Annotated in this window: 26 protein-coding genes; 25 read left to right on the top strand and 1 reads right to left on the bottom strand. The window is 61.2% G+C overall.

Annotated features, from left to right (window positions below; genetic code table 11):
- Positions 1-118 precede the first annotated feature (118 nt).
- Complete coding sequence (locus LU682_RS22285) at positions 119-628, top strand: acyloxyacyl hydrolase (RefSeq protein ID WP_016489223.1); 510 nt, start codon at positions 119-121, stop codon at positions 626-628.
- A 315-nt stretch (positions 629-943) separates the two neighbouring features.
- Here LU682_RS22285 and LU682_RS22280 read toward each other — a convergent pair whose 3' ends face one another.
- Positions 944-1,132, bottom strand: a complete 189-nt coding sequence (locus LU682_RS22280; RefSeq protein WP_012313239.1) for an ECs_2282 family putative zinc-binding protein — start codon at positions 1,130-1,132, stop codon at positions 944-946.
- Positions 1,133-1,262: 130 nt separating this feature from the next.
- Here LU682_RS22280 and LU682_RS22275 point away from each other — a divergent pair, with 130 nt between their 5' ends.
- From LU682_RS22275 to LU682_RS22160, 24 genes are all read left to right on the top strand, one after another.
- Positions 1,263-1,595: a phage holin, lambda family gene (locus LU682_RS22275; RefSeq protein ID WP_016489221.1), complete on the top strand. Its 333-nt coding sequence runs from the start codon at positions 1,263-1,265 to the stop codon at positions 1,593-1,595.
- Positions 1,596-1,644: 49 nt separating this feature from the next.
- Positions 1,645-1,857 (top strand): hypothetical protein, encoded by a 213-nt coding sequence (locus LU682_RS22270; protein ID WP_232867302.1) that lies wholly within the window; start codon positions 1,645-1,647, stop codon positions 1,855-1,857.
- A 60-nt stretch (positions 1,858-1,917) separates the two neighbouring features.
- Entirely contained in the window at positions 1,918-2,274 is a 357-nt protein-coding gene (locus LU682_RS29875) for a hypothetical protein (RefSeq protein WP_269805810.1), read from the top strand.
- The gene (locus LU682_RS22260) at positions 2,265-2,630 is read left to right on the top strand and encodes an HNH endonuclease (protein WP_232867303.1); all 366 of its coding nucleotides are present in this window, start codon (positions 2,265-2,267) and stop codon (positions 2,628-2,630) included. Before LU682_RS29875 ends, LU682_RS22260 begins: the two co-directional genes overlap by 10 nt.
- Positions 2,631-2,637: 7 nt before the next feature.
- The gene (locus tag LU682_RS29870) at positions 2,638-3,138 is read left to right on the top strand and encodes an HNH endonuclease (RefSeq protein ID WP_016489216.1); all 501 of its coding nucleotides are present in this window, start codon (positions 2,638-2,640) and stop codon (positions 3,136-3,138) included.
- 138 nt (positions 3,139-3,276) lie between these two features.
- Positions 3,277-3,660 carry a terminase gene (locus LU682_RS22255; RefSeq protein WP_054890260.1) on the top strand — a complete coding sequence of 128 codons (384 nt, stop codon included), beginning with the start codon at positions 3,277-3,279 and terminating at the stop codon, positions 3,658-3,660.
- Complete coding sequence (locus LU682_RS22250) at positions 3,660-5,369, top strand: terminase large subunit (RefSeq protein ID WP_232885774.1); 1,710 nt, start codon at positions 3,660-3,662, stop codon at positions 5,367-5,369. Before LU682_RS22255 ends, LU682_RS22250 begins: the two co-directional genes overlap by 1 nt.
- A gap of 11 nt (positions 5,370-5,380) precedes the next feature.
- The gene (locus LU682_RS22245; RefSeq protein WP_019752321.1) at positions 5,381-5,545 is read left to right on the top strand and encodes a hypothetical protein; all 165 of its coding nucleotides are present in this window, start codon (positions 5,381-5,383) and stop codon (positions 5,543-5,545) included.
- Positions 5,538-6,872 carry a phage portal protein gene (locus tag LU682_RS22240; RefSeq protein WP_232867345.1) on the top strand — a complete coding sequence of 445 codons (1,335 nt, stop codon included), beginning with the start codon at positions 5,538-5,540 and terminating at the stop codon, positions 6,870-6,872. Before LU682_RS22245 ends, LU682_RS22240 begins: the two co-directional genes overlap by 8 nt.
- On the top strand, positions 6,869-7,615 hold the full coding sequence (locus tag LU682_RS22235; RefSeq protein ID WP_060489856.1) for an HK97 family phage prohead protease: 747 nt from the start codon (positions 6,869-6,871) through the stop codon (positions 7,613-7,615). Before LU682_RS22240 ends, LU682_RS22235 begins: the two co-directional genes overlap by 4 nt.
- 9 nt (positions 7,616-7,624) lie before the next feature.
- Entirely contained in the window at positions 7,625-8,878 is a 1,254-nt protein-coding gene (locus LU682_RS22230; protein WP_060489857.1) for a phage major capsid protein, read from the top strand.
- A gap of 41 nt (positions 8,879-8,919) precedes the next feature.
- Positions 8,920-9,144: a hypothetical protein gene (locus LU682_RS22225; RefSeq protein ID WP_060489858.1), complete on the top strand. Its 225-nt coding sequence runs from the start codon at positions 8,920-8,922 to the stop codon at positions 9,142-9,144.
- Positions 9,145-9,147: 3 nt separating this feature from the next.
- Positions 9,148-9,624, top strand: coding sequence for a head-tail connector protein (locus LU682_RS22220; protein ID WP_060489859.1), 477 nt, complete (start codon positions 9,148-9,150; stop codon positions 9,622-9,624).
- The gene (locus LU682_RS22215; protein WP_029885675.1) at positions 9,624-9,965 is read left to right on the top strand and encodes a phage head closure protein; all 342 of its coding nucleotides are present in this window, start codon (positions 9,624-9,626) and stop codon (positions 9,963-9,965) included. The genes LU682_RS22220 and LU682_RS22215 overlap by 1 nt, the downstream gene beginning before the upstream one ends.
- Positions 9,958-10,443 carry an HK97-gp10 family putative phage morphogenesis protein gene (locus LU682_RS22210; RefSeq protein ID WP_232894295.1) on the top strand — a complete coding sequence of 162 codons (486 nt, stop codon included), beginning with the start codon at positions 9,958-9,960 and terminating at the stop codon, positions 10,441-10,443. Before LU682_RS22215 ends, LU682_RS22210 begins: the two co-directional genes overlap by 8 nt.
- Entirely contained in the window at positions 10,440-10,808 is a 369-nt protein-coding gene (locus tag LU682_RS22205) for a DUF3168 domain-containing protein (protein WP_016489205.1), read from the top strand. The genes LU682_RS22210 and LU682_RS22205 overlap by 4 nt, the downstream gene beginning before the upstream one ends.
- Before the next feature lie 65 nt (positions 10,809-10,873).
- Positions 10,874-11,608: a phage tail tube protein gene (locus LU682_RS30085; RefSeq protein ID WP_060495401.1), complete on the top strand. Its 735-nt coding sequence runs from the start codon at positions 10,874-10,876 to the stop codon at positions 11,606-11,608.
- Positions 11,609-11,616: 8 nt separating this feature from the next.
- On the top strand, positions 11,617-12,087 hold the full coding sequence (locus tag LU682_RS22190; RefSeq protein WP_232867308.1) for a phage tail assembly chaperone family protein, TAC: 471 nt from the start codon (positions 11,617-11,619) through the stop codon (positions 12,085-12,087).
- Complete coding sequence (locus LU682_RS30080) at positions 12,048-12,311, top strand: phage tail assembly protein T (protein ID WP_434785030.1); 264 nt, start codon at positions 12,048-12,050, stop codon at positions 12,309-12,311. Before LU682_RS22190 ends, LU682_RS30080 begins: the two co-directional genes overlap by 40 nt.
- 71 nt (positions 12,312-12,382) lie before the next feature.
- Positions 12,383-12,733: a superinfection immunity protein gene (locus LU682_RS22180; RefSeq protein WP_054881554.1), complete on the top strand. Its 351-nt coding sequence runs from the start codon at positions 12,383-12,385 to the stop codon at positions 12,731-12,733.
- Positions 12,734-12,790: 57 nt separating this feature from the next.
- Complete coding sequence (locus LU682_RS22175) at positions 12,791-15,253, top strand: phage tail tape measure protein (RefSeq protein ID WP_060495191.1); 2,463 nt, start codon at positions 12,791-12,793, stop codon at positions 15,251-15,253.
- The gene (locus LU682_RS22170) at positions 15,250-15,729 is read left to right on the top strand and encodes a DUF1833 domain-containing protein (protein WP_060495190.1); all 480 of its coding nucleotides are present in this window, start codon (positions 15,250-15,252) and stop codon (positions 15,727-15,729) included. The genes LU682_RS22175 and LU682_RS22170 overlap by 4 nt, the downstream gene beginning before the upstream one ends.
- A complete protein-coding gene (locus tag LU682_RS22165) occupies positions 15,726-16,106 on the top strand; it encodes a hypothetical protein (protein WP_060495189.1) in 381 nt (126 codons plus the stop codon). The genes LU682_RS22170 and LU682_RS22165 overlap by 4 nt, the downstream gene beginning before the upstream one ends.
- Complete coding sequence (locus LU682_RS22160; RefSeq protein WP_232867309.1) at positions 16,103-19,102, top strand: host specificity factor TipJ family phage tail protein; 3,000 nt, start codon at positions 16,103-16,105, stop codon at positions 19,100-19,102. Before LU682_RS22165 ends, LU682_RS22160 begins: the two co-directional genes overlap by 4 nt.
- Positions 19,103-19,109 lie beyond the last annotated feature (7 nt).

The raw sequence follows: 19,109 nt of genomic DNA, 5'->3' as shown, positions 1-19,109 counted from the left end.
TTGAGGGGCTTCGATTCAGGTAGCCCTCCAGAAAAAGCATTTTTCTTGTATGAGGGAACGATTTGATAGCGCTATGATTCTGATAGGTTGCTACTCAATAATATGGAAGACCGTGAGTATGAAAAACGTTCTCGCCGTTGTGGCGCTTTCCCTTTTCGCTGCGTCCGCCGGAGCGGCTGAGCTATCCGGAGCGCTTGGCGCGACAGGCCAAGGTGGTCTTACAGCGCGCGTCGGCATTGGCTTTAACTGGGACAAAAGCTGGTTTGAATCCAGTACTGGCCGTCTCACCGGTTATTGGGATGCTGGCTACACCTACTGGGAAGCAGGCGATGCTTCAGGTGGGGCTCACTCGCTGTCCTTTGCGCCAGTTTTCGTTTACGAGTTCGGTAGCGGTAACGTGAAGCCATTCGTTGAGGCTGGCATCGGCCTGGCGGTCTTCTCTGGTACCTCCGCAGGTGACCAGGACTTTGGTTCGGCCTTCAACTTCGAAGACCGCATCGGTGCGGGCTTGAAGATCGGCGAGACGCAGAAGGTTGGCATCCGAGCGATTCACTACTCCAACGCTGGCATTAAGCAGCCCAACGACGGTATCGAGTCGTACTCGCTGTTCTACAGCCACCAGATTTAAAAAAGCACGATCCCTCTTTGCCCGCCCTGTGCGGGCTTTTTTGTGCGGATGACACGCTCAGGCAGCTGGACTAAGTCGGTAGTGGCGTCGATCAAAGCCGTGCGCTCCCTGATCGGCTACGCGATGAGAGTCTGGGGTACGTGACCCAGCGAGCCAGACCAACAAGCCGGGTAAGCACCGGCCCTCCGCACCCATTCCAAGCCTCGCACCAGCTGGGGCTTTTTCGTATCTGGAGGATGCATGGAAAAGCTACAGCTCGACGTTGAGGTTGAGGGCGCCGCTGACTTCCTGCGCCCTCTGGCTGAAACGCTCAGGTCACTTGAACATTTTCCCGAGCTGCCGCTGCAGGTCTTTCGTGACCTTGTCGCCCACAGCCTTCATGAGCTTCCCGTAAGTCTCGACAGCACCGCATTTGCCGCAGGTGACCTTCGAGTTGTCGTTCGGCCTAGCCGGAACCTCGAACTTGTCACTGCCGCACTTGGCGCACTTGAGGGTTACCTTCATCGTTTTTCGCTCCGTGGAACGTCTTGTGTGGAAGCTCGACGATAGCACGGGGCCACCTTGTCACGTATCCAAGGGCTCGCCATAACGGCGGGCCTTTTCTTTTTCTGCTTCCCGCAAGGGAGGAACCCGGATGTCCAACATGCCAGACAAACCAGACACCTGGGCGGTTGCCCTCGCATGGTTGAGCCAGCATTCGCCCCTGCTGTACGCGGCCGGTCTGTCCTGCGCCATGGCTGTACTGCGCATCACCTATGGTGGTGGCACTCGCCGGCAGATGCTGGTGGAGGGCGCCATCTGTGGCGGCCTGACCCTGACAATCATCAGCGGCTTCGAGTTCTTCGGCCTGCCACAGAGCATGGCTGCCTTTGTTGGTGGGTGGGTTGGCCTCCTTGGGGTGGAGAAGGTTCGTGCGATTGCTGATCGCGTTACCGACTTCAAGCTGCCCAGTCGCAAGCCAGAGTAATCCGCGCCACAAAATAAGAGTGCGCCGTTTCGTGGCGCGAGGAACCAGCATGGAAAAGAAACCCCTGATCCTTGGCCAAGAGCTTGGCCAGACCGTCTGCCAAGTGCTTGGGCTGGACCCATCGAAAGTCACATCCATCACCATTCGCATGGAACCCAACACCGCCGCTTGCGTGGAGGTGGTCAACACCATCAGTCAAGCCGAAGGCGAGAATATCGCAGGCGCCTTGGAGGTCTACGGGCTGACGCGGCGTGGCATGTGATGGCCTGTAGTGGATGCGCCGCCCGGCGCGAATGGATCAACAAATGGACAAAGGTAGCGTATGAGCGAGCAAGAAACCTTTTCACACCAGATCGAGCAGCTGAGCCCGAAGAAGGGCGACCTGCTGGTGGTCAGCGTTCCATTCCCGATCAAGACGGAGGTGCGCGAGCGACTGACTCGGCACCTGGCAGGGACAGCTGATCGACTCCAGTGTGAGCTGATCGTGCTTGAGGCGGGCATCACAGCCCAGCTGCAACCAAGCGTCAGCGACCTACTGGCCGAACAGCGGAAGCAGACCGCGCTTCTGGAGCAGATCGCAACCCAGAACCTGGCGCTGATCGAGGCGCTGGCGGACGGCGACGATGTTGATCCTGACGCTGAGCCAGGCACCTACCTGGATGGCACACCATGCCGCTGAGGCCACAGCGCCCATGCAGAGCCCAGGGTTGTCGGTCCCTGCACCGCAATGCCAATGGCTACTGCGACGGCCATGCAGAGGTGGCGGCAGAGCAGGCTAAGGCCTGGGCTACACGCAAGGGCTCAGGTCGTGGCGGCCGGCCATGGCGTCGGCTGCGTGACCGCATCCTCAAGCGTGATCAGTACCTGTGCCGGTGCGACGACTGCACCAGGCTGGGAAGGATTCGCGAGGCAGATGAAGTTGACCACATCGTCGCGCTGGCCCACGGCGGCACGGATGATGATCACAACCTGCGGGCGATCAATCGCGACTGCCACAAGGCCAAGACGCAGAAAGAATCCCGACAACATCGATAGATAGACCATGCGACCTATACCCAACCTCAGCGGCTACTACGCGACTGAGGATGGGGAAGTTGCGTCCGTCCGCTCTGGATTGGTCAGGGTTCTTAAGAGCCAGGTCAACCGTGGATATCACCGCGTCACATTGACCGTGCGAGTCAACGGCAAGAGGGAGCGTCACCGCTTCGAAGTGCATCGGCTTGTTCTTATGGCGTATGGCGGCTTGCCACAAGATGACGACCAGCAGGCCAGGCACCTCAATGGCATCAGCACTGATAACCGCCCTGGGAACCTGGTCTGGGGTACGCGAGAGGACAATGCCCAAGACGCTATTCGCCATGGAACTCTAGGGCCTGGCATGCGAGCCCGACATCGAAGACTGACAGAGGCGCAGGTCATCGAGATCAGGCGCCGCCGGGCGCGTGGTGAGTCACCCAAGGCCCTGGCAGAGGAGTTTGGTGTCTGTCGGGAGTACATCCCCGTGCTGGTGAATGGCAAGGCCTGGAGCTGCATCCCGATTTGATCGGAAAATGATCAAATCACAGCTCAAATGATAACGAATCTCGTCAGAGGGGAGGGGCATAGTGAAAGTTCAGGCCTTTTCGCTCGGACACCGCGCCCTCAGCCTTTTTTCCATTTCCGCAAAATTCAGGTTTTCAAAATGGCCCGACCGCGCAAGCCGACGAACGTGCTTGAGCTGACCGGTGCGTTCAAGAAAGACCCCCAGCGTCGCCGTGAGGATGCCGAACCGGTGGGTGAGCTGACCGCGCCGCCGGCTCACATCAATGGAGCAGTGCTCCACGCCTGGAAGGAGATCGCGAAGTACGCCCCGCGGGATGTGCTGACCAACTCCGACCGGCTCAGCCTGGAATTGGCCGCCAACCTGCTGGCCCAGTTTCGCAACGACCCCATCGATTTCCCTGCCGCCAAGCTGGTGCGCCTGGAAGCCATGCTCGGCAAGTTCGGCATGACGCCGGCTGATCGGTCCAAGGTGGGCGGGGGTAAAAAAGACGCGCCGAAGGGCAATGCATTCGCGGAGCTGTAATGGCCAAGGTGAAATTTCCGCTGATGAAGGCGGCCGAAAAGTACGCCAAGGATGTCCTCGCCGGTAAGATCCTCGTCTGCAAATGGATTCAGCTGCTGGCCCAGCGTCATCTCGACGACCTGGCTGCCTCCAAGCGCAAGGACTTTCCGTACAAATTCGATCCCGCCAAGGCGGAGAAAGTCGCCAAGTTCCTGCAGCTTCTGCCGCACACCAAGGGTAAATGGGGCGGAAAGAAGCAGCTGATCAAGCTGGAGCCCTGGCAACTTTTCTCGGTTTGCGTGCCGTTCGGCTGGGTCCGCAAGAAGGATGGTACCCGGCGTTACCGGACGATTCTGGTGTTCGTACCCAGAAAGAACGGCAAATCGATCATTGGCGGCGGCGTGGGTCTGTACATGTTCGTCGCCGACGGAGAGTTCGGCGCCGAGGTCTACTCTGGCGCGACTACGGAGAAGCAGGCCTGGGAGGTGTTCAGGCCGGCCAAGCTAATGGTCGAGCGTACCGACGACTTGCGAGAGCACTACGGCGTCGACGTGAACGCTTCCAACATGGTCGTTTTGGCCGATGGGTCGCGATTCGAGCCGGTCATCGGTAAGCCTGGCGACGGCTCTTCACCGTCCTGCTCGGTGGTCGACGAGTACCACGAACATCAGGATTCGACGCTCTACGACACCATGGAAACCGGCATGGGCGCTCGCGAGCAGCCCATTATGCTGGTTATCACCACTGCGGGCTCCAGCATCGGCGGGCCTTGCCACCAGCTGATCCGAGACTCCGAGCGGATGCTGGAAGGAGTCATTGAGCGTCCGGATCTCTGGCCAGCGCTCTACACCATTGACCATGGTGATGACTGGACCAGCGAGGTCGCGCTGCGCAAAGCGAATCCGAACTTCGGCATTTCGGTCGGCGAGGACTTCCTGCTGGCCCGCCAGCGTGACGCGATGCAGTCCGCAACCAAGCAGGCTACCTTCCGCACCAAGCACCTGAACGAGTGGGTGGGCGCCAAGAATGCCTGGCTCAACATGCTGCGCTGGAAAGAGGCCCCGGCCAGAAAGAGCCTTGCAGAACTGGAGGGCCGTCCCTGCTACGGCAGTCTCGACTTGGCGAGCAAGATCGACATTGCTGCGAACCTGCTGATCTTCCCGCCCAATGGCGACGATCCGTTCTGGCATATCCACGCCAGGTACTACCTGCCAGAAGCGCGGGTGCTGGAGGAGCTGGACAGCAACACCGCGCGGTACCGCGAGTTCGATGCTCTCGGCCTGCTGACCCTGACCGACGGAGAGGTCACCGACTTCGAAGTCATCAAAGAGGACATGCGCGAGTTTGCCGGTCGCTTCGACATCCGGGCCTACGCCTACGACCCGTGGCAGGCCACCCAGCTTGCTCAGGAGATGGACGCCGAAGGATTGCCGATGGTTGAGCTGCGTCAGACGGTGCAGAACCTGAGTGAGCCCATGAAAGAGGTTGAAGCCCTGGTGTTGCAGCGAAAGCTGGCCCACGGTGACTGCCCGGTGCTGACTTGGATGGCCTCGAACGTGGTGGCGAAGCTGGACGTGAAGGACAACATCTACCCCAACAAGGAGCGCCCGGAGAACAAGATCGACGGCATGGTGAGCCTGATCACCGGCTGCGCCGTGGCCATCAAGCTCGGTATCGATGACTCCGGCCACTTCGATGACTTTCTTGCCAGCCCGATCGTGGTTGGCTAACTGGACTACCTATGAAAACTGGCCTGATCATCTTTCTGGTGCTTGCCGCCGGCGGCTTGCTGCTGGGCGTCGCTGGTGTATACGTGCTGGCCGGCTTGGGTTACGCGCTGCTGGCCGCTGCCGGTTCGCTACTGATCGCCGCGGGCTTCATTCGCAAGGGGTTGATCGGTGGCTAAATCATTCACGCAGATCCTCGGCCAGGCCCTGGTGAAGTCGGCCGAGCCGGGAGTGGCATCGAGCCTGGCGGGATGGGCGGGCCGCAAGATCGGCCTAACCGACTCCGCCTTCTGGAACACCTTCTACGGTACCGACTCGGCCTCAGGGAAGGTGGTCAGCCAGCAGACGGCGCTCCAGCTCTCGACTGTTTGGGCATGCGTGCGCTTGATCGCTGAAACCATCGCCACGCTGCCGATCGCCTTGTACGAGGACAGAAACGGTGCGCCGGTGGTGGCCAGCTCTCACCCGGTCAACTTCGTCATCAGCCAGCAGCCCAACGCCGACCAAACCCCTGTGGAGTTCTGGGAGAACGTCATGGCCAGCCTGCTGCTGCAGGGGAATGCATTCTGTGAGCCCCACGAGAGCGGCCGCACCTTGACGAGTCTGGAGTTCCTTCTGCCGCAGAACATGTCGCCCCCGCGGCGCCTGGCGGACGGCTCCATTGAGTACCGCTACACCGACAACTTCGGCAAGCCTCACACGTTGACCGAGGATCAGATGGTTCACGTCCGAGCCTTCGGCGTTGATCCGCTTTGCGGCCTTTCGCCTCTGGCATACGGGCGACAGGTGCTGGGCTCGGCCATGGCGGCTGATGAGTCGGCGGCCAAGATGTTCGCCAACGGCATGAAGCTGGGCGGCGTCCTGTCCACGGACCAGATCCTCAAGCCGGAACAGCGGAAGGACATCCGCGAGGACATGATCAAGCAGTTCTCAGGCGCGACGAACCACGGCAAGACGATGGTTCTCGAGGCGGGCATGAAGTACCAGCAGGTATCCATGACGCCTGAGGATGCCCAGATGCTGCAGACCAGGGCGTTCAACGTCGAGGAGATTTGCCGCTGGTTCCGCGTGCCGCCCTGGATGGTCGGGCACACACAGAACTCCACCAGCTGGGGCACCGGCATGGAGCAGCAGATGATCGGCTTCCTGTCTTTCACGCTGCTGCCCTGGATCAAGCGCATCGAAATGTGCGCCAACCGCCGCCTGCTGCGTCCTGACGAACGTCGCCGCTTCTACGTGAAGTTCAACCCGGAAGGGCTGTTGCGCATGGACAGCGCGGCGCGGGCGGCCTTCTACAGCTCGATGACCCAGAACGGGATCTACACCCGGGACGACTGCCGGCGCAAAGAGAACTTGCCGCCGGAGGGCGGCAACGCGGCAAAGCTCACCGTGCAATCCAACATGCTGCCGATCGACAAGCTGGGCGAAGACCCCGGCGGCGCCAACCAGGCCAAGGCAGCGTTGCTCGACTGGCTCAACGACCAGCCAAGAGGTAAATCTGAATGAAAACCGCACCCACCAGCTGGTGGTCTGGGCCCGGCGTCAAGGCGGGACACAAGGATCGAGCAGCGGCAGTCAAGTACCGCTCTTTCGACTATGACGTGAAGGCTGTCGGCGACGACGGCCTTTTTTCTGGCTACGGCTCAGTGTTCGGCGTGGTCGACAGCTACAACGAGGTGGTCGCGCCTGGCGCCTTCCTGGAGTCGATCGAGGACGCCAAGGCCAAGTCGAGAACCTTCCCGGTGCTCTGGCAGCACCGCACCGGCGAGCCTATTGGCAGCTGGGACATCAGCAGCATGAAGGAAGACGACCGGGGTTTGTTCGGCGCCGGTGAGCTCTGGCTGCAGGACGCCCCGTATGCGCGCATCGCTTACCGCGGCATGCAGACGCGTTCGATCACCGGCCTGTCGATCGGCTACTACGTGCGCGAGTCTAGCTTCGATGAGAAGACCCGCATTCGCACGCTGACCAAGCTCGACCTGATCGAGATTTCCATCGTGACCGTGCCGGCCAATGACGAGGCCCGCACCGACACGATCAAGTCGAAGTTGGCCCACGGCGGCCTGCCTTCGATGCCCGAATTTGAGTTGCTCCTGCGCGAGGCAGGCTTCTCGAAGACTCAGTCTGCGGTGATTGCCAACCGTGGCCTGCAGCACCTGCTCCGGAGCGAGTCCGAGGGCGACCTGGCAGCAATTGAAATCGCTGAGGCGCTCAAGTCGCGCCCCGCTCTTTCCCTCCCTTCGTTTTGAGGAATCACCATGCATAACGCCATGAGCAACCAGGCTCGCTCCGAACATCGCCAGTTCCAGCGCAAGGAGCACGCCGACGACAAGATCCAGCTGAAAGCGGTCAACGACCTGCTCGATGAGCGCGATCAGGAAATCAAGGCCTTCGCCAGTAAGGCGGCGGCTGAAATCAAAGAGCACGGCACCATCCTCGAGGAAACCAAGACCGTTCTCGACGGCCTGGTGAAGGATGGCCTGGGCCTGCAGGATCGCCTGCAGGAGATCGAGCAGAAGATGGCCCGCCGCTTCGCGGCAAACGATCCGGTTGACGTGAAATCGGTTGGTGAAGAGCTTTCTGAAACCGAAGAATTCAAGGCCCTGCAAACCCGTGGTCGTGGTATCGCGCGCATCGGTCGCAAGGCTGTCACCAACATCACCAGTGCCACCACCGGGACCGGCGGCGTGGGCGTTGCCATCCAGCCGACCCGCCTGCCAGGCATCATCACTGAGCCTGAGCGACAGTTCACTATTCGTGACCTGATCATGCCGGGCCGCACCTCGTCCAACGCCATCGAGTATGTGCGCGAGAGCGGCTTCCAGAACATGGCCGCCGCTCAGGCTGGCGAGGGCGCATTGAAGGCCCAGTCGGACCTGTCCTTCGAGCTGAAGACCACCCCGGTGCGTACCATCGCTCACTGGTTCAAGGCCTCCAAGCAGGTACTGTCGGATATTCCGCTGCTGCAGAGCTACATCAACGGGCGCGCCATCTACGGCCTGAAGTACAAGGAAGAAGAGCAGATCCTGGCAGGCGACGGTACCGGTCAGAACCTGCTGGGCCTGATCCCGCAGGCGACCGCTTTCAACAACGCCCTGCGCAAAACCGGCGACACCAAGATCGACACCCTGCGCCGCGCCATTCTGCAGGTTCGCGTCGCGGAATACCGCGCCTCGGCCATCGCCCTGAATCCGGTCGATTGGGCCGACATCGAACTCACCAAGGACGCCAACGGCTCCTACATCTGGGTCAACGTGCAGGAAGGTGGCGTGCAGCGCTTGTGGAAACTGCCGGTGGTGGACAGCAACGCCGTACCGGAAGGCGAGTTCCTGGTCGGCGCGATGAACATCGCAGCCCAGGTGTTCGACCGCGAGGAAGCGGCTGTCGAGGTCTCCACTGAAGACGGCGACAACTTCCGCACCAACATGGTCACCATCCGCGCAGAAGAGCGCCTGGCGCTGGCGGTGTACCGCGAAGAGTCGTTCGTTCACGGCGAATTCGACGCCCCGTAACCATCACCGGAGCGCGCCTCGGCAACGGGGCGCGGCAGACCATGCCAGAAGTCAGCGTAAAAACCATCAAGGGTTTCAACAACGACGGCGTCTACGCAAAGCGCGGTTCGACCATTACGGTGGACGAGCAGCGCGCTCGTGACCTGTTGCGCAACGGCCTCATCGAGGAATACGACGTGAAGAAAGCCGAAGACCCAGACAACAAGAAGGCGCCGGAGCCGGCCAACAAGGGCGGCAAGGGAGCGGCCACCAAGCCCAAGGAGTGATCCATGTCCGTGATCGCCATCGACCTGGCCATGCACCATCTGCTGGCTGAACCTGAAGACCAGGTGCTGGTCCAGGCGCAGCTTGATGCGGCGGAGGAGGCGGCCATGCAGTTCCTCAACCGACGCTTCTACCTCGACCAGGTGACGCTCGACGAAGCCCGCGCCGGCGTGTCGGCCGCCCTGCAGCAAGCGAAGGACGTTAACGCAGCGGCGGTCACCGCAGCTGAGACCGAGCAGGACTACGCGCTGCGCTGCCGACTGCTCGACCATGCCCGCCAGGCTCTGGCCGATGCGTATGACCATGCAGACGCCATTGCCTACGGCATGGTGCTCAATTCTTCTATTCAGGCGGCTTGCCTGCTGAAGCTGGGCCATTTGTTTGCCAACCGCGAGGATGTCGTGACCGGGACCATCGCTACCGAGCTTCCGGTGGCATCGCAGCACCTGCTGATGCCATATCGCATCCGGATGGGAGTGTGATGCAGGCCGGCAAGCTCCGGCACCGCATTGACATTCAGGAGCTGAAAGCGGTGCGTGACCCGGTGACCCTCGAGTTCGGGGAGCCAGAATGGGTCACTCGCTGGGAGAAGTGCCCAGCCAGGGTCGAAGATCTGTCGGCCAGAGACTTCATTGCCGCCCAGGCCGGCCAGGCGCAGGCCACGAGTCGGATGGTTATCCGATACCGGCCTGGCGTCCTAGCCACCATGCGCATCCTGTACCGGGGGGAGGTGTATAGCATCGTTGGCCCGCCGCTGGCCGACGCTAAGTCTGGCCTCGACTACCTGACGATCTTGGTCGAGAAGGGGGTTAAGGATGGCTGATGGGGTCGAGTTCAGCATCACCGGCCTGGATACCCTGCTGGGGAAGCTGGAGTCGGTCAGCTATGACGTTCGGCGCAAGGGTGGCCGTGCCGCGCTACGCAAGGCGGCCCAGGTGGTGGTGCAAAAGGCCAAAGAGGGAGCCGAGCGGATTGACGACAAGGCGACCGGCCGGTCGATATCGGACAACATCGCGTTGCGCTGGAATGGCCGCCTCTTTAAGCAGACCGGTGACCTCGGCTTCCGGATAGGTGTGCTACACGGCGCCGTGCTCAAGGATGGCGGTGATCTCAGCCAGAACGCCCCGACGCCGCACTGGCGCCTGTTCGAGTTCGGTACCGAGAAGATGGCCGCTGCCCCGTTTATGCGCCCGGCCCTGGCCGACAGCATCAGCGAGGTGACCAATACCTTCGTCACTGAGTACGAGAAGGCAATCGACCGCGCCATCCGGCGAGCAGCGAAAAAGGCAGCACGCTCATGACACCACCAATTGTGCAGGCCTGCCTGCGGAGCCCTGACGTTACAGCGCTGCTCGGCGCAGGCACCGGCATGCGCCTCTACTCTTTTGGGGAGGCTGAGCAGGGCGTGGCCAAGCCATATGCGGTCTGGCAGGTCGTCAGCGGCAGTCCCGAGAACTACCTGGCGGGCCGTCCTGATGTCGACAACGTGACCTTGCAGGTCGATGTGTACGCCACCACTGGCGACTCGGCTCGGCAGGTCCGTGACGCCATCCGTGACGCGATCGAGCTGGACGCCTACGTCACCCGCTGGGGTGCTGAAGGCCGCGACCCCGAGACTAAGAATTATCGAGCCAGCTTCGACGTGGACTGGATGGTCCACCGGTAGAGCTGCAACAAACCCCAATAGCCCGCCCAGTGCGGGTTTTCTTTTGCCCGCAATTGGAGAAACCCATGGCGATTCTCGCTCAGGGTACCCAGGTCTATGCCCTGGTGCCCACAGCTGCAAACCGTACCGTATTCGAAGTCATGGAGGTTGAATGCGCCACCGCCTTCAGCCCAGGCGGCAACCCTGCTGACCAGGTTGAAGTGACCTGTCTCAGCGACACCGTGCGCAAGTACCTGCGTGGCCTGCGCACCCCTGGCCAGGCTTCGCTGACCCTCAACGTCGACCCACGCAACGCCTCGCACGTGCGCCTTCATCAGATCTCGGAAGACGACACGATCGAGAGCATTCGCTGGGTAGTCGGTTGGTCTGACGGCAAGGGCATTAAACCCACGGTCGGCGTCGCCGGCGCGCTGGCCGCCATCGAGCTGACCGATGGCGGTACCGGCTACACCTCGGCACCGACCGTTGCGTTCTCTGGTGGTGGCGGTACCGGCGCAGCTGCAACCGCGATCATTGAGGATGGCAAGGTGGTTGGCTTCAACATCACCAACGCCGGCTCCGGCTACACCAGTAAGCCGACCATCAGCTTCACCGGTGGGGCTGGCACTGGCGCCGCTGCTACTGCGGTCCTGGGTGATGCGGATGATTTCGTGCTCCCGCCCACCCGCACCTGGTTCCTGTTCGACGGCTATGTGGCTGACTTCCCGTTCGACCATGCCGCTAACGCAGCGGTAACCACTGCCGCCACCATCCAGCGCTCTGGCGGCTCCGCCTGGATCCCCAAGACCACCAACGCCTGAGGTAACCCATGAAGTTGACACTCGACGCGCTCAAGGGCGCTGGCTCGTTCACCGGGCGTCCGGTAGAAAAGGAAATCAAGTGGCGCCAGAACGGCACCGACTTCACCGCCATCGTCTACGTCCGCCCCTTGGGCTACCAGACGGCGGTGAGCGACGTTATGTCGGTGGCCAGCAAGCAAGACAGCATCGCCGGCCGGATTGCAGCGTCGATCTGCGACGAACACGGCAACCCGGTGTTCAGCAGCCCGCTGGACATTACCCATGGCCCGCTCGATCCGGCTGAGCTGGAGAAAGACCCCGAGAGCACCAAGCGTCTTGGCTCCCTCGATGGCGCCCTGTCCGTCGCGCTGCTGTTTGCCATTCAGGAGGTAAACGACCTGGGAAAGACGAAGAACTCACCGAGCTCGACGAACTCTGGCACGAGCTCGTCCTCTCCGGAATCGGCGGCTCGACGATCGCGCAAGCCAAGGAAAACCTGAGCCTTCGTGAGTTCAGGTCCTGGGAGAAGTACAGGCAGCGCCGCGGCTCGCTCCACATCGGAATGCGGGTGGAGCGCGCCACTGGCCTGCTGGCCATGATCCTGGCCAACCAGGCGCGAGACCCGAAGAAGCGGCCGGCACCCTACACCATTGCAGACTTCACACCGCACGATCAGGACGACAGGCCGATCTCCCTAGAGGATGCCAAGGCTACATGGGCGTAGTGGTGCAACCCTGCTGGCAATGATGGTAAATTGCCGTCCTCCAATGAAAGGGATTGCAGGGAGCCCAAGCCATGGCAGTAAACCCAGAACCATTTGATGCCGCGCCAATGCTGATAGGGATGACGGCTTTGTACCTTCTGCCATTCCTGATCTCAGTGGTACGAGGGCATCACAACAAGGCTTCGATTTTTTTCCTGAATCTGTTGCTTGGCTGGACATTTATAGGCTGGGTTGCATCGCTTATATGGTCGGTGTCTGCGATAAAGAGCAATTCTACGGTTAAGCACAAAGAGATACTGGTCACGCGGCCAGACAAGGAAGATCCTTACTTGAAGCTTGAGAAGTTGGCCGAACTGAGAGATCGCGGACATCTTACCGCTGAAGAATTTGAAGCAGAGAAGTCCAAGGTTCTTGGTCGATAGTTATAATCATGACAATTAGCCCGCCGAGTGCGGGTTTTTTTATGCTCGGAGAAAAAGATGGCCTCAAGATCGCTGGGCACTTTGACTCTGGACGTTATTGCACAGGTTGGCGGGTTTGTAGCCGGCATGGACAAGGCGGAGCGCAGTTCCGCCAAGTGGCGTAAAGAGGTTGAAAAGAGCGCCAAAGCGGTAGGTACTGCTGTGGGCGCAGGCGTTGCGACTGCTGTTACTGCGTTTACGACGATGATGGTCTCAGCTGTCAATTCAGCATCTGAGATATCCAACCTTGCCGCAGTAGCAAACGTCAGCGTAACTGATTTCCAAAAGATGGCCGTAGGGGCCAAAACAGTAGGGGTCGAGCAGGACAAGCTTTCCGACATTCTCAAGGACGTGAATGACAAAGTCGGTGATTTTCTGAACACCGGAGGCGGCGGGATGGCCGACTTCTTTGAGCAGATCGCGCCGAAGGTTGGCGTTACCGCTGAGCAGTTTCGCAACCTGAGTGGCAGCCAGGCTCTTGGCCTGTATGTGTCCAGCCTTGAAAAGGCGAAGGTTAGTCAGTCGGAAATGACTTTCTACCTTGAAGCGATTGCCAGTGACGCAACGGCTCTATTGCCGCTGTTGCGGAACAATTCCCAGGGTTTCAAGGAATATGGTGATGCAGCTGAAGCTGCTGGCGCCGTAATGGATGAAACAACCATTCTGGCTGCCAAGCAGTTCAGTAATGAGCTCACCGTACTTGGCACATATTTGGGGGCAGTGAAGACCACACTAGCCGCCGAATTCATGCCTGTGCTGGCGCAGCTTTCGAAGGACTTGGCAAGCAGTACCAAAGAAGCTGGGGGATTGAAGTCACAGATCAGCGCTCTAGCCGACTCAATGATTGAGACCGTAGCGGTTACAGCCAGCATCGGTGACGGCATTGCTCGGGCGTTCAATATCACTGCGCAGACCCTGGTCGGTAGCTTTGATACGGCCATGTATTACCTGAATTCTATAGGTGCTGCGGGTAACGACATTCTCGGGAAAATCACGTTCGGAGAGACTTCGCGCAATTTCAAAACTGCCGCTGAAAATATGCGTCAGGACGCGCTGGTGAATTTTGGCAATGCACGTGTGGCTATCGAGGAAATCAATAAGGAGCTTGCTAAGCCGCTGGCGGGCGACAAGATTCGTCAGTATGTAATTGATGCTAAAAAAGCTGCCGCAGAACTTGGTGGCGGTACGCCACAGCCAGGCACATTCACGCCGACTACCCCAGCCCAGCAAGAGGCCGCCAAAGCGGCCGAAGCCGCTGCCAAAAAACTCCAGGGTCAGTTCGACACCGCCGAGGAAGGCTACAAACGCCAGATTGCCCTTATCAACACCGAGACGGACAAGCGCAAAGAAGCCACGGAGGTGGCCAAGCTCCAGTTCGAGCTGGAGTCGGGGAATCTCACCGGCCTGAGCGCCAAGCAGCAAGAGCGTCTGAAGGGCCTGGCCGCTGAATTGGACCAGCTGAAGCAACTGAAGCAGGCCAAGGAGGACGACAAGGCGGTCGCCGGTTTTGATGCAAGCGTGAAGCGGCAGTTGAGCATCGATCAGCGCACGCTGGATGCGCCGCTGAAGAATGCCTACAGCAGTGATGAGATGAAGCAGCGGGCCTTGGACCTGCTGGCCATCGAGCAAAACTACCAGGACCAGCTTGAGGATTTGCGGCAGCGTCACGATGCAGGGGATGTGTCCGACTCGGTGTACGAGCGGGAGACGGAAATCCTCAACAAAGCGCTGAATGACCGCAAGGCCATGCAGGAGAAGTACTACCAGGATGTTGACGCGATGCAGCAGAACGGCACCGCTGGCTTCATCAGCGGTTTCGCGACCCAGGCACAAGCTGCCATGGATCTGTACAGCAACATGCAGAGCGTGGGTTCGGCGGCCTTCAGCTCGTTGACCGACATGCTGACTGAATGGGCCGAGACCGGGAAGCTCAACGCCAAGGACTTCGCTGCAACCTTCATCCAATCCATCGGGCACTCGCTGCTGGCATATGCGGCGGCGCAGGTGGCCATGGCCGGCCTGAACGCATTCACCGCGATGATCGGGGTTCCCTTTGTAGGCCCGGCAATCGCCCCGGGTGCGGCTATCGCCGCCGCCGCAGCTGCAGGGGTGCTGATGACCGGAGTAGGCTCGGCGCTGTCCGGCCAGGCCCACGCCGGTATCGACAATATTCCCAGCGAGGGCACCTGGTTGCTGGATGGTGGCGAGCGCGTCCTGAGCCCGGCGCAGAACCGGGACCTGACCGGCTACCTGCAGCGTGTCAACAGCGTGGACGCCACGTCCAAGCCCGGCGGCGGCGCCATGAACGTAGAGGTCCATAACTACGCCCCGGCGCAGGTCGATGTGCAGCAGGATGGCGACCGCATGAAGGTGTTCATCCGTGAGGCGAAGAAGCAGATCGCGGGCGACCTAGCCCGGGGTAACGGCGACGTTTCCAAGGCGCTGTCGCAGGGATGGGGCGTCAAGAGGGCTGCGCGATGAGCATTCTCAAAAGGCTGTACGCCAGCTCTGGGCCGGAGATCATTCATGAAGTGCTCGAGATCACCGATGGGATCACCACCTACTGGATGACCAAGGGGTGGGACGAGCTGACCATTACGCTGGAAACAGGTCAGGTGGTGGTGTGCACGCCATGCGGCATGGACCTGGCCCTGCCGGCGCGCAATGACGACGGCACCCAGGACCTGACCTTCGCGCTGAGCAATATCGACGGCATTGCCTCTGGCTTCATCCGCGCAGCGCTCAGGGATGGGCGCAGCATGTCGCTGGTCTACCGCGCGTACACCTCCGACGACCTCGGTGCACCAGCCCACGCCCCGCACCGCTTCAAGATAAAGGGCGGTTCAGTCACGGCGACCCAGGTCTCGGTGACCGCCGGCTACTTCGACCTGCTGGATACCCGCTGGCCTCGCAATACCTACAACCTCAACGCATTCCCAGGGCTGCGCTACCTATGAACATCGATAAATACACCCTCGGCGCCTACGTCGAGGGCGGCCGACTGTGGCCGCATGTCGACTGCTATGGGCTGGTGCTGGAGGTTCGGCGCGACCTGGGCTTGCCGGACTGGCCGGAGTGGGCAGAGATGCGCAAGGCGGATGGCGGCTTTGCGCGGGCCTGTGAAGAGATGATCCAGACCGCAGTGACCTGCTGCACGGCTGGGCACGGCGCGGTTGCCGCGGCCTACCGGGGGCAGGTGCAGGACCACGTTGCCATTGTCCTGGAAGTGGCCGGCGCCCTTGAGGTTCTGGAGATCAACCCCAAGCGAAACGTCAGCCTGACGCCCCTGCGCCGCTTTGAGCGCCGTTTTTCCCGAGTGGAGTACTACCGATGATCAGGCTTTACCCGAGTGGCCTTGAGGGCGAGCCGCTTGAAACGCACGTCATCGAAGCCCCGATTCTGCTGGTTGAATGGCTGAAGCAACAGGCGCCTGACTTCTCACTGGACCGCGAACACCCGATCTGCATCAAGGTCGGTGGCGCGGTGTTGCCGGTCGCGGCCTGGGCCGAGTTTGTCGTGCGGCCGGATGCGGATGTACGGATTTACCCCGAGCCGCGGGCCAGCGCCCTGGTGGTGGCGGCCTGGGCTGCTGTGGCCGTGGCCGCTGTCGCCTTGGTGATGGTCCTGTCGATGAAGACGCCCGGGGTGTCGCAGCCTGGCCAGGGCGACTCCATGGACCTCAACCCGGCGAAGGCCAACCGCGCCAAGGTCAACGAGCCGGTGCGGGAGATCCTTGGGCGGTACAAGGTTTACCCGGATTACGTGGTGCAGCCGGTTTCCCGCTTCGTCAACCAGCGCGAACTTCATACCAGCTTGTGCTTGTGCGTGGGAGCGGGCTCGCACTCGATCTTGCCCAGCAGCATCAAGATCGGGGATACCCCGCTGGCTGCCTTCGGCGCCGATGTGTCGTATGCGTTCTACGGACCGGGGGAGAGCCTTGCCGGCGATCTCCGGTCGGAAAACTGGTATTCGGTAGGGGAGGTGGGCGGCACCGATGCCGGCACCTCTGGCCTAGACACCGCTTCCACGGCCACTGGCGGCACCTCGGTAATTGCCGACGCGCTGGTATTGGGCGGGTTGAGCGTGAGCTTGGCAGGCGAGAACCCCGAGTTCCCCGAAGAGTGGGCGGCCGGCCTGACCATCACCATGCGTACCCCGAACAGCTACACGGTGAGCAGCGTTGGTGAGTACGACCGCATCTCTGGCCCGCTGGCGGATTTGGGGCCATTCCTCGGCATGAAGGTGACGCTATCGACCGACGTGGACTATGACCTGGTGGTCGCCAACTATTCGCCCTACGTGCCGCCGGTACCCGGGTCGGGCGGCAGCCCGTCAGCCGTGCAGGCGAGTGCGTCGCCGACCACCTACGACTTCTCGGCATCTCCAGCGGTTTGGACGATCACCTACCGCGGGAACACGCGGACGATTTCGCTGGCCTCCAACTTCTTGAACATGAGCGGCCTGGTCTCCGCCATCACCTCCCAGCTTGATGGGATGGGGCTGACGGCGCAGGACAACTATGGCCGGCTGTTGATCGCTGAGCCATCAAGCCCCTATCGGGGCGGCACGCTCTCGCAGTCCAACGCGCCCGTGGCCGTGTTTGGCGTGGCCCCGGTCTACACCGTGGGCTCGGCATCGGCCGGCGGTGTGCCCGAGCAGCCAGCATACATCGAGCTCAACTACGACAACGGCACGCCGTTCGCCGGGCTTGAAGACGGCTCCCAGCGCCTGTCCCTGGGATATCGCAGCCATCGCTTCACGATTACCGGTATCGACGGCTTGACGATGACCGTGCAGCGCCTCACCGACGCCGGCCTGGTTGACACCGGATGGGCCGGGTTCACCGTGCGCACGCTGCTGGACTTCTCGCTTGGTGCCGACGGGGCTTCCACCCTGGACTGGCTTGGGCCGTTCATGGCAGTGCCGGAGCAGGAGCTGACCGACACCATCGAGTACGATTTCTATCTGCCCGGTGGCTTGGCCTGGTACAAGAGCAACGGCCACCGCCGGGCAGGCTCGCTGAACGTGTTCGTCGAGTGGCGCGATGCGGCAATTGGCGGGGCCTGGACCCGAGAGGTGCACAATCTGCAGAGCAACACCGAAGACGCCATCGGCTTCACCTTCCGCAAGATTCTGCCGTACAAGATGCGCCCGCAGTACCGGGTCAGGCGAGAAAAGCCCGAGAGCGGCGGGAACACTCGCGACACCATCTATTGGTATGGGCTGCGTTCGAAGCTGGATGTACCCAATGTTTACCCAGGAGTGACCATCTTCACCGCCTCCATTAGGACCGGCGACCGCCTTGGCGCTCAGTCCGACCGGCGCGTCAGCCTGGTTGCTGAGCGGCTGTACGAGGGTTTTGCTGGCCGGTCCATTAGCGGTGCTGCGCTGCACGTGCTGGGCAGCCTGGGTATTCCGGCCGATGAGGTTGATACGCCGAAACTGCTCGGGCTGGAGTCGTCACACTGGACGCCCCGCGGCGAGACCTTTGACCTTGAGTACACCGAGGCCTCATCGGTCCGCGAGGTGCTGCAAACGATCTTCGCGGCCGGCATGAGCCACCTCACACTGACCGAGGGTCTGATCAGTGCGATTCGGGAAGGTGTGCAGCCCGTACGAGGCACCATCACCAATCATGAGCTGACCGACGAGCTGACTGCCTCGTTCACTGCTCCGGGCCAGGATGACTTCGACGGGGTGGACGTGAAGTACGTCGACCCCCGCACCTGGTCGGAAGAAACCGTGCCGTGCCGCTTGGGAGAAAGCCTTGGCCTGAAGGTCGATGCGATCACCCTAGATGGTGTCCTTGATCGCGACCGCGCTTGGCGGATCGGCATGCGCGTGCTGCGCAAGCACCAGTCACAGCGCTGGTCGTACTCGGGCACCACCGATCTGGAGGTGCTGTGCTATGAGCGGTTTGATCGCATGGCCCTTTCTGACGATATCCCTGGCACCAGCCAGTCGGCACTCATCGTCGGCGCCCAGGTGATCGGCGACCGTGTGTTGCTTGAGGTCACCGAGCCGCTGGACTGGAACGTGGACAACCCGCGCATCCTGATCCGCCGGCACGATGGGTCGGCCACCCCCCTGATCGTGCCAGCCAGGGTGGGTGAGTACGAGATGAGCATCGCTGCAACGGACTTGGACTTCGACCTGGTGACCGATCTTTCAATAGAGCCGGCCCGGCTGCTGTTCGCCGCATCCGCCCAGGTGGGGTACAGCGCAATGATGAGCGAGATCAACCCCGGCACCGACGGCAGCTGTGACTTCACCGCTCTGGAGTACCGAGACGACTACTACGCCGATGACGACGGCTTCGCCCCGACATAAGGACCGA

The organism is Pseudomonas alloputida (assembly GCF_021283545.2).
GTDB lineage: Bacteria > Pseudomonadota > Gammaproteobacteria > Pseudomonadales > Pseudomonadaceae > Aquipseudomonas > Aquipseudomonas alloputida.
The sequence above is the reverse complement of the archived record's forward strand: the minus strand, read 5'-3'. Positions and strand labels throughout refer to the sequence as shown.

What these genes read in the sequence shown, in the direction of transcription:
- LU682_RS29875 (WP_269805810.1), top strand. Translation starts at nt 1,918, where the DNA reads ATGAGCGAGCAAGAAACCTTTTCACACCAGATCGAGCAGCTGAGCCCG.
- LU682_RS22210 (WP_232894295.1), top strand. Translation starts at nt 9,958, where the DNA reads ATGGCTGATGGGGTCGAGTTCAGCATCACCGGCCTGGATACCCTGCTG.
- LU682_RS22285 (WP_016489223.1), top strand. Translation starts at nt 119, where the DNA reads ATGAAAAACGTTCTCGCCGTTGTGGCGCTTTCCCTTTTCGCTGCGTCC.
- LU682_RS22270 (WP_232867302.1), top strand. Translation starts at nt 1,645, where the DNA reads ATGGAAAAGAAACCCCTGATCCTTGGCCAAGAGCTTGGCCAGACCGTC.
- LU682_RS22220 (WP_060489859.1), top strand. Translation starts at nt 9,148, where the DNA reads ATGTCCGTGATCGCCATCGACCTGGCCATGCACCATCTGCTGGCTGAA.
- LU682_RS22205 (WP_016489205.1), top strand. Translation starts at nt 10,440, where the DNA reads ATGACACCACCAATTGTGCAGGCCTGCCTGCGGAGCCCTGACGTTACA.
- LU682_RS22250 (WP_232885774.1), top strand. Translation starts at nt 3,660, where the DNA reads ATGGCCAAGGTGAAATTTCCGCTGATGAAGGCGGCCGAAAAGTACGCC.
- LU682_RS29870 (WP_016489216.1), top strand. Translation starts at nt 2,638, where the DNA reads ATGCGACCTATACCCAACCTCAGCGGCTACTACGCGACTGAGGATGGG.
- LU682_RS22245 (WP_019752321.1), top strand. Translation starts at nt 5,381, where the DNA reads ATGAAAACTGGCCTGATCATCTTTCTGGTGCTTGCCGCCGGCGGCTTG.
- LU682_RS22255 (WP_054890260.1), top strand. Translation starts at nt 3,277, where the DNA reads ATGGCCCGACCGCGCAAGCCGACGAACGTGCTTGAGCTGACCGGTGCG.
- LU682_RS22190 (WP_232867308.1), top strand. Translation starts at nt 11,617, where the DNA reads ATGAAGTTGACACTCGACGCGCTCAAGGGCGCTGGCTCGTTCACCGGG.
- LU682_RS22170 (WP_060495190.1), top strand. Translation starts at nt 15,250, where the DNA reads ATGAGCATTCTCAAAAGGCTGTACGCCAGCTCTGGGCCGGAGATCATT.
- LU682_RS22280 (WP_012313239.1), bottom strand. Translation starts at nt 1,132, where the DNA reads ATGAAGGTAACCCTCAAGTGCGCCAAGTGCGGCAGTGACAAGTTCGAG.
- LU682_RS22225 (WP_060489858.1), top strand. Translation starts at nt 8,920, where the DNA reads ATGCCAGAAGTCAGCGTAAAAACCATCAAGGGTTTCAACAACGACGGC.
- LU682_RS22165 (WP_060495189.1), top strand. Translation starts at nt 15,726, where the DNA reads ATGAACATCGATAAATACACCCTCGGCGCCTACGTCGAGGGCGGCCGA.
- LU682_RS22235 (WP_060489856.1), top strand. Translation starts at nt 6,869, where the DNA reads ATGAAAACCGCACCCACCAGCTGGTGGTCTGGGCCCGGCGTCAAGGCG.
- LU682_RS22160 (WP_232867309.1), top strand. Translation starts at nt 16,103, where the DNA reads ATGATCAGGCTTTACCCGAGTGGCCTTGAGGGCGAGCCGCTTGAAACG.
- LU682_RS22180 (WP_054881554.1), top strand. Translation starts at nt 12,383, where the DNA reads ATGGCAGTAAACCCAGAACCATTTGATGCCGCGCCAATGCTGATAGGG.
- LU682_RS22275 (WP_016489221.1), top strand. Translation starts at nt 1,263, where the DNA reads ATGTCCAACATGCCAGACAAACCAGACACCTGGGCGGTTGCCCTCGCA.
- LU682_RS22260 (WP_232867303.1), top strand. Translation starts at nt 2,265, where the DNA reads ATGCCGCTGAGGCCACAGCGCCCATGCAGAGCCCAGGGTTGTCGGTCC.
- LU682_RS22175 (WP_060495191.1), top strand. Translation starts at nt 12,791, where the DNA reads ATGGCCTCAAGATCGCTGGGCACTTTGACTCTGGACGTTATTGCACAG.
- LU682_RS30085 (WP_060495401.1), top strand. Translation starts at nt 10,874, where the DNA reads ATGGCGATTCTCGCTCAGGGTACCCAGGTCTATGCCCTGGTGCCCACA.
- LU682_RS22230 (WP_060489857.1), top strand. Translation starts at nt 7,625, where the DNA reads ATGCATAACGCCATGAGCAACCAGGCTCGCTCCGAACATCGCCAGTTC.
- LU682_RS22215 (WP_029885675.1), top strand. Translation starts at nt 9,624, where the DNA reads ATGCAGGCCGGCAAGCTCCGGCACCGCATTGACATTCAGGAGCTGAAA.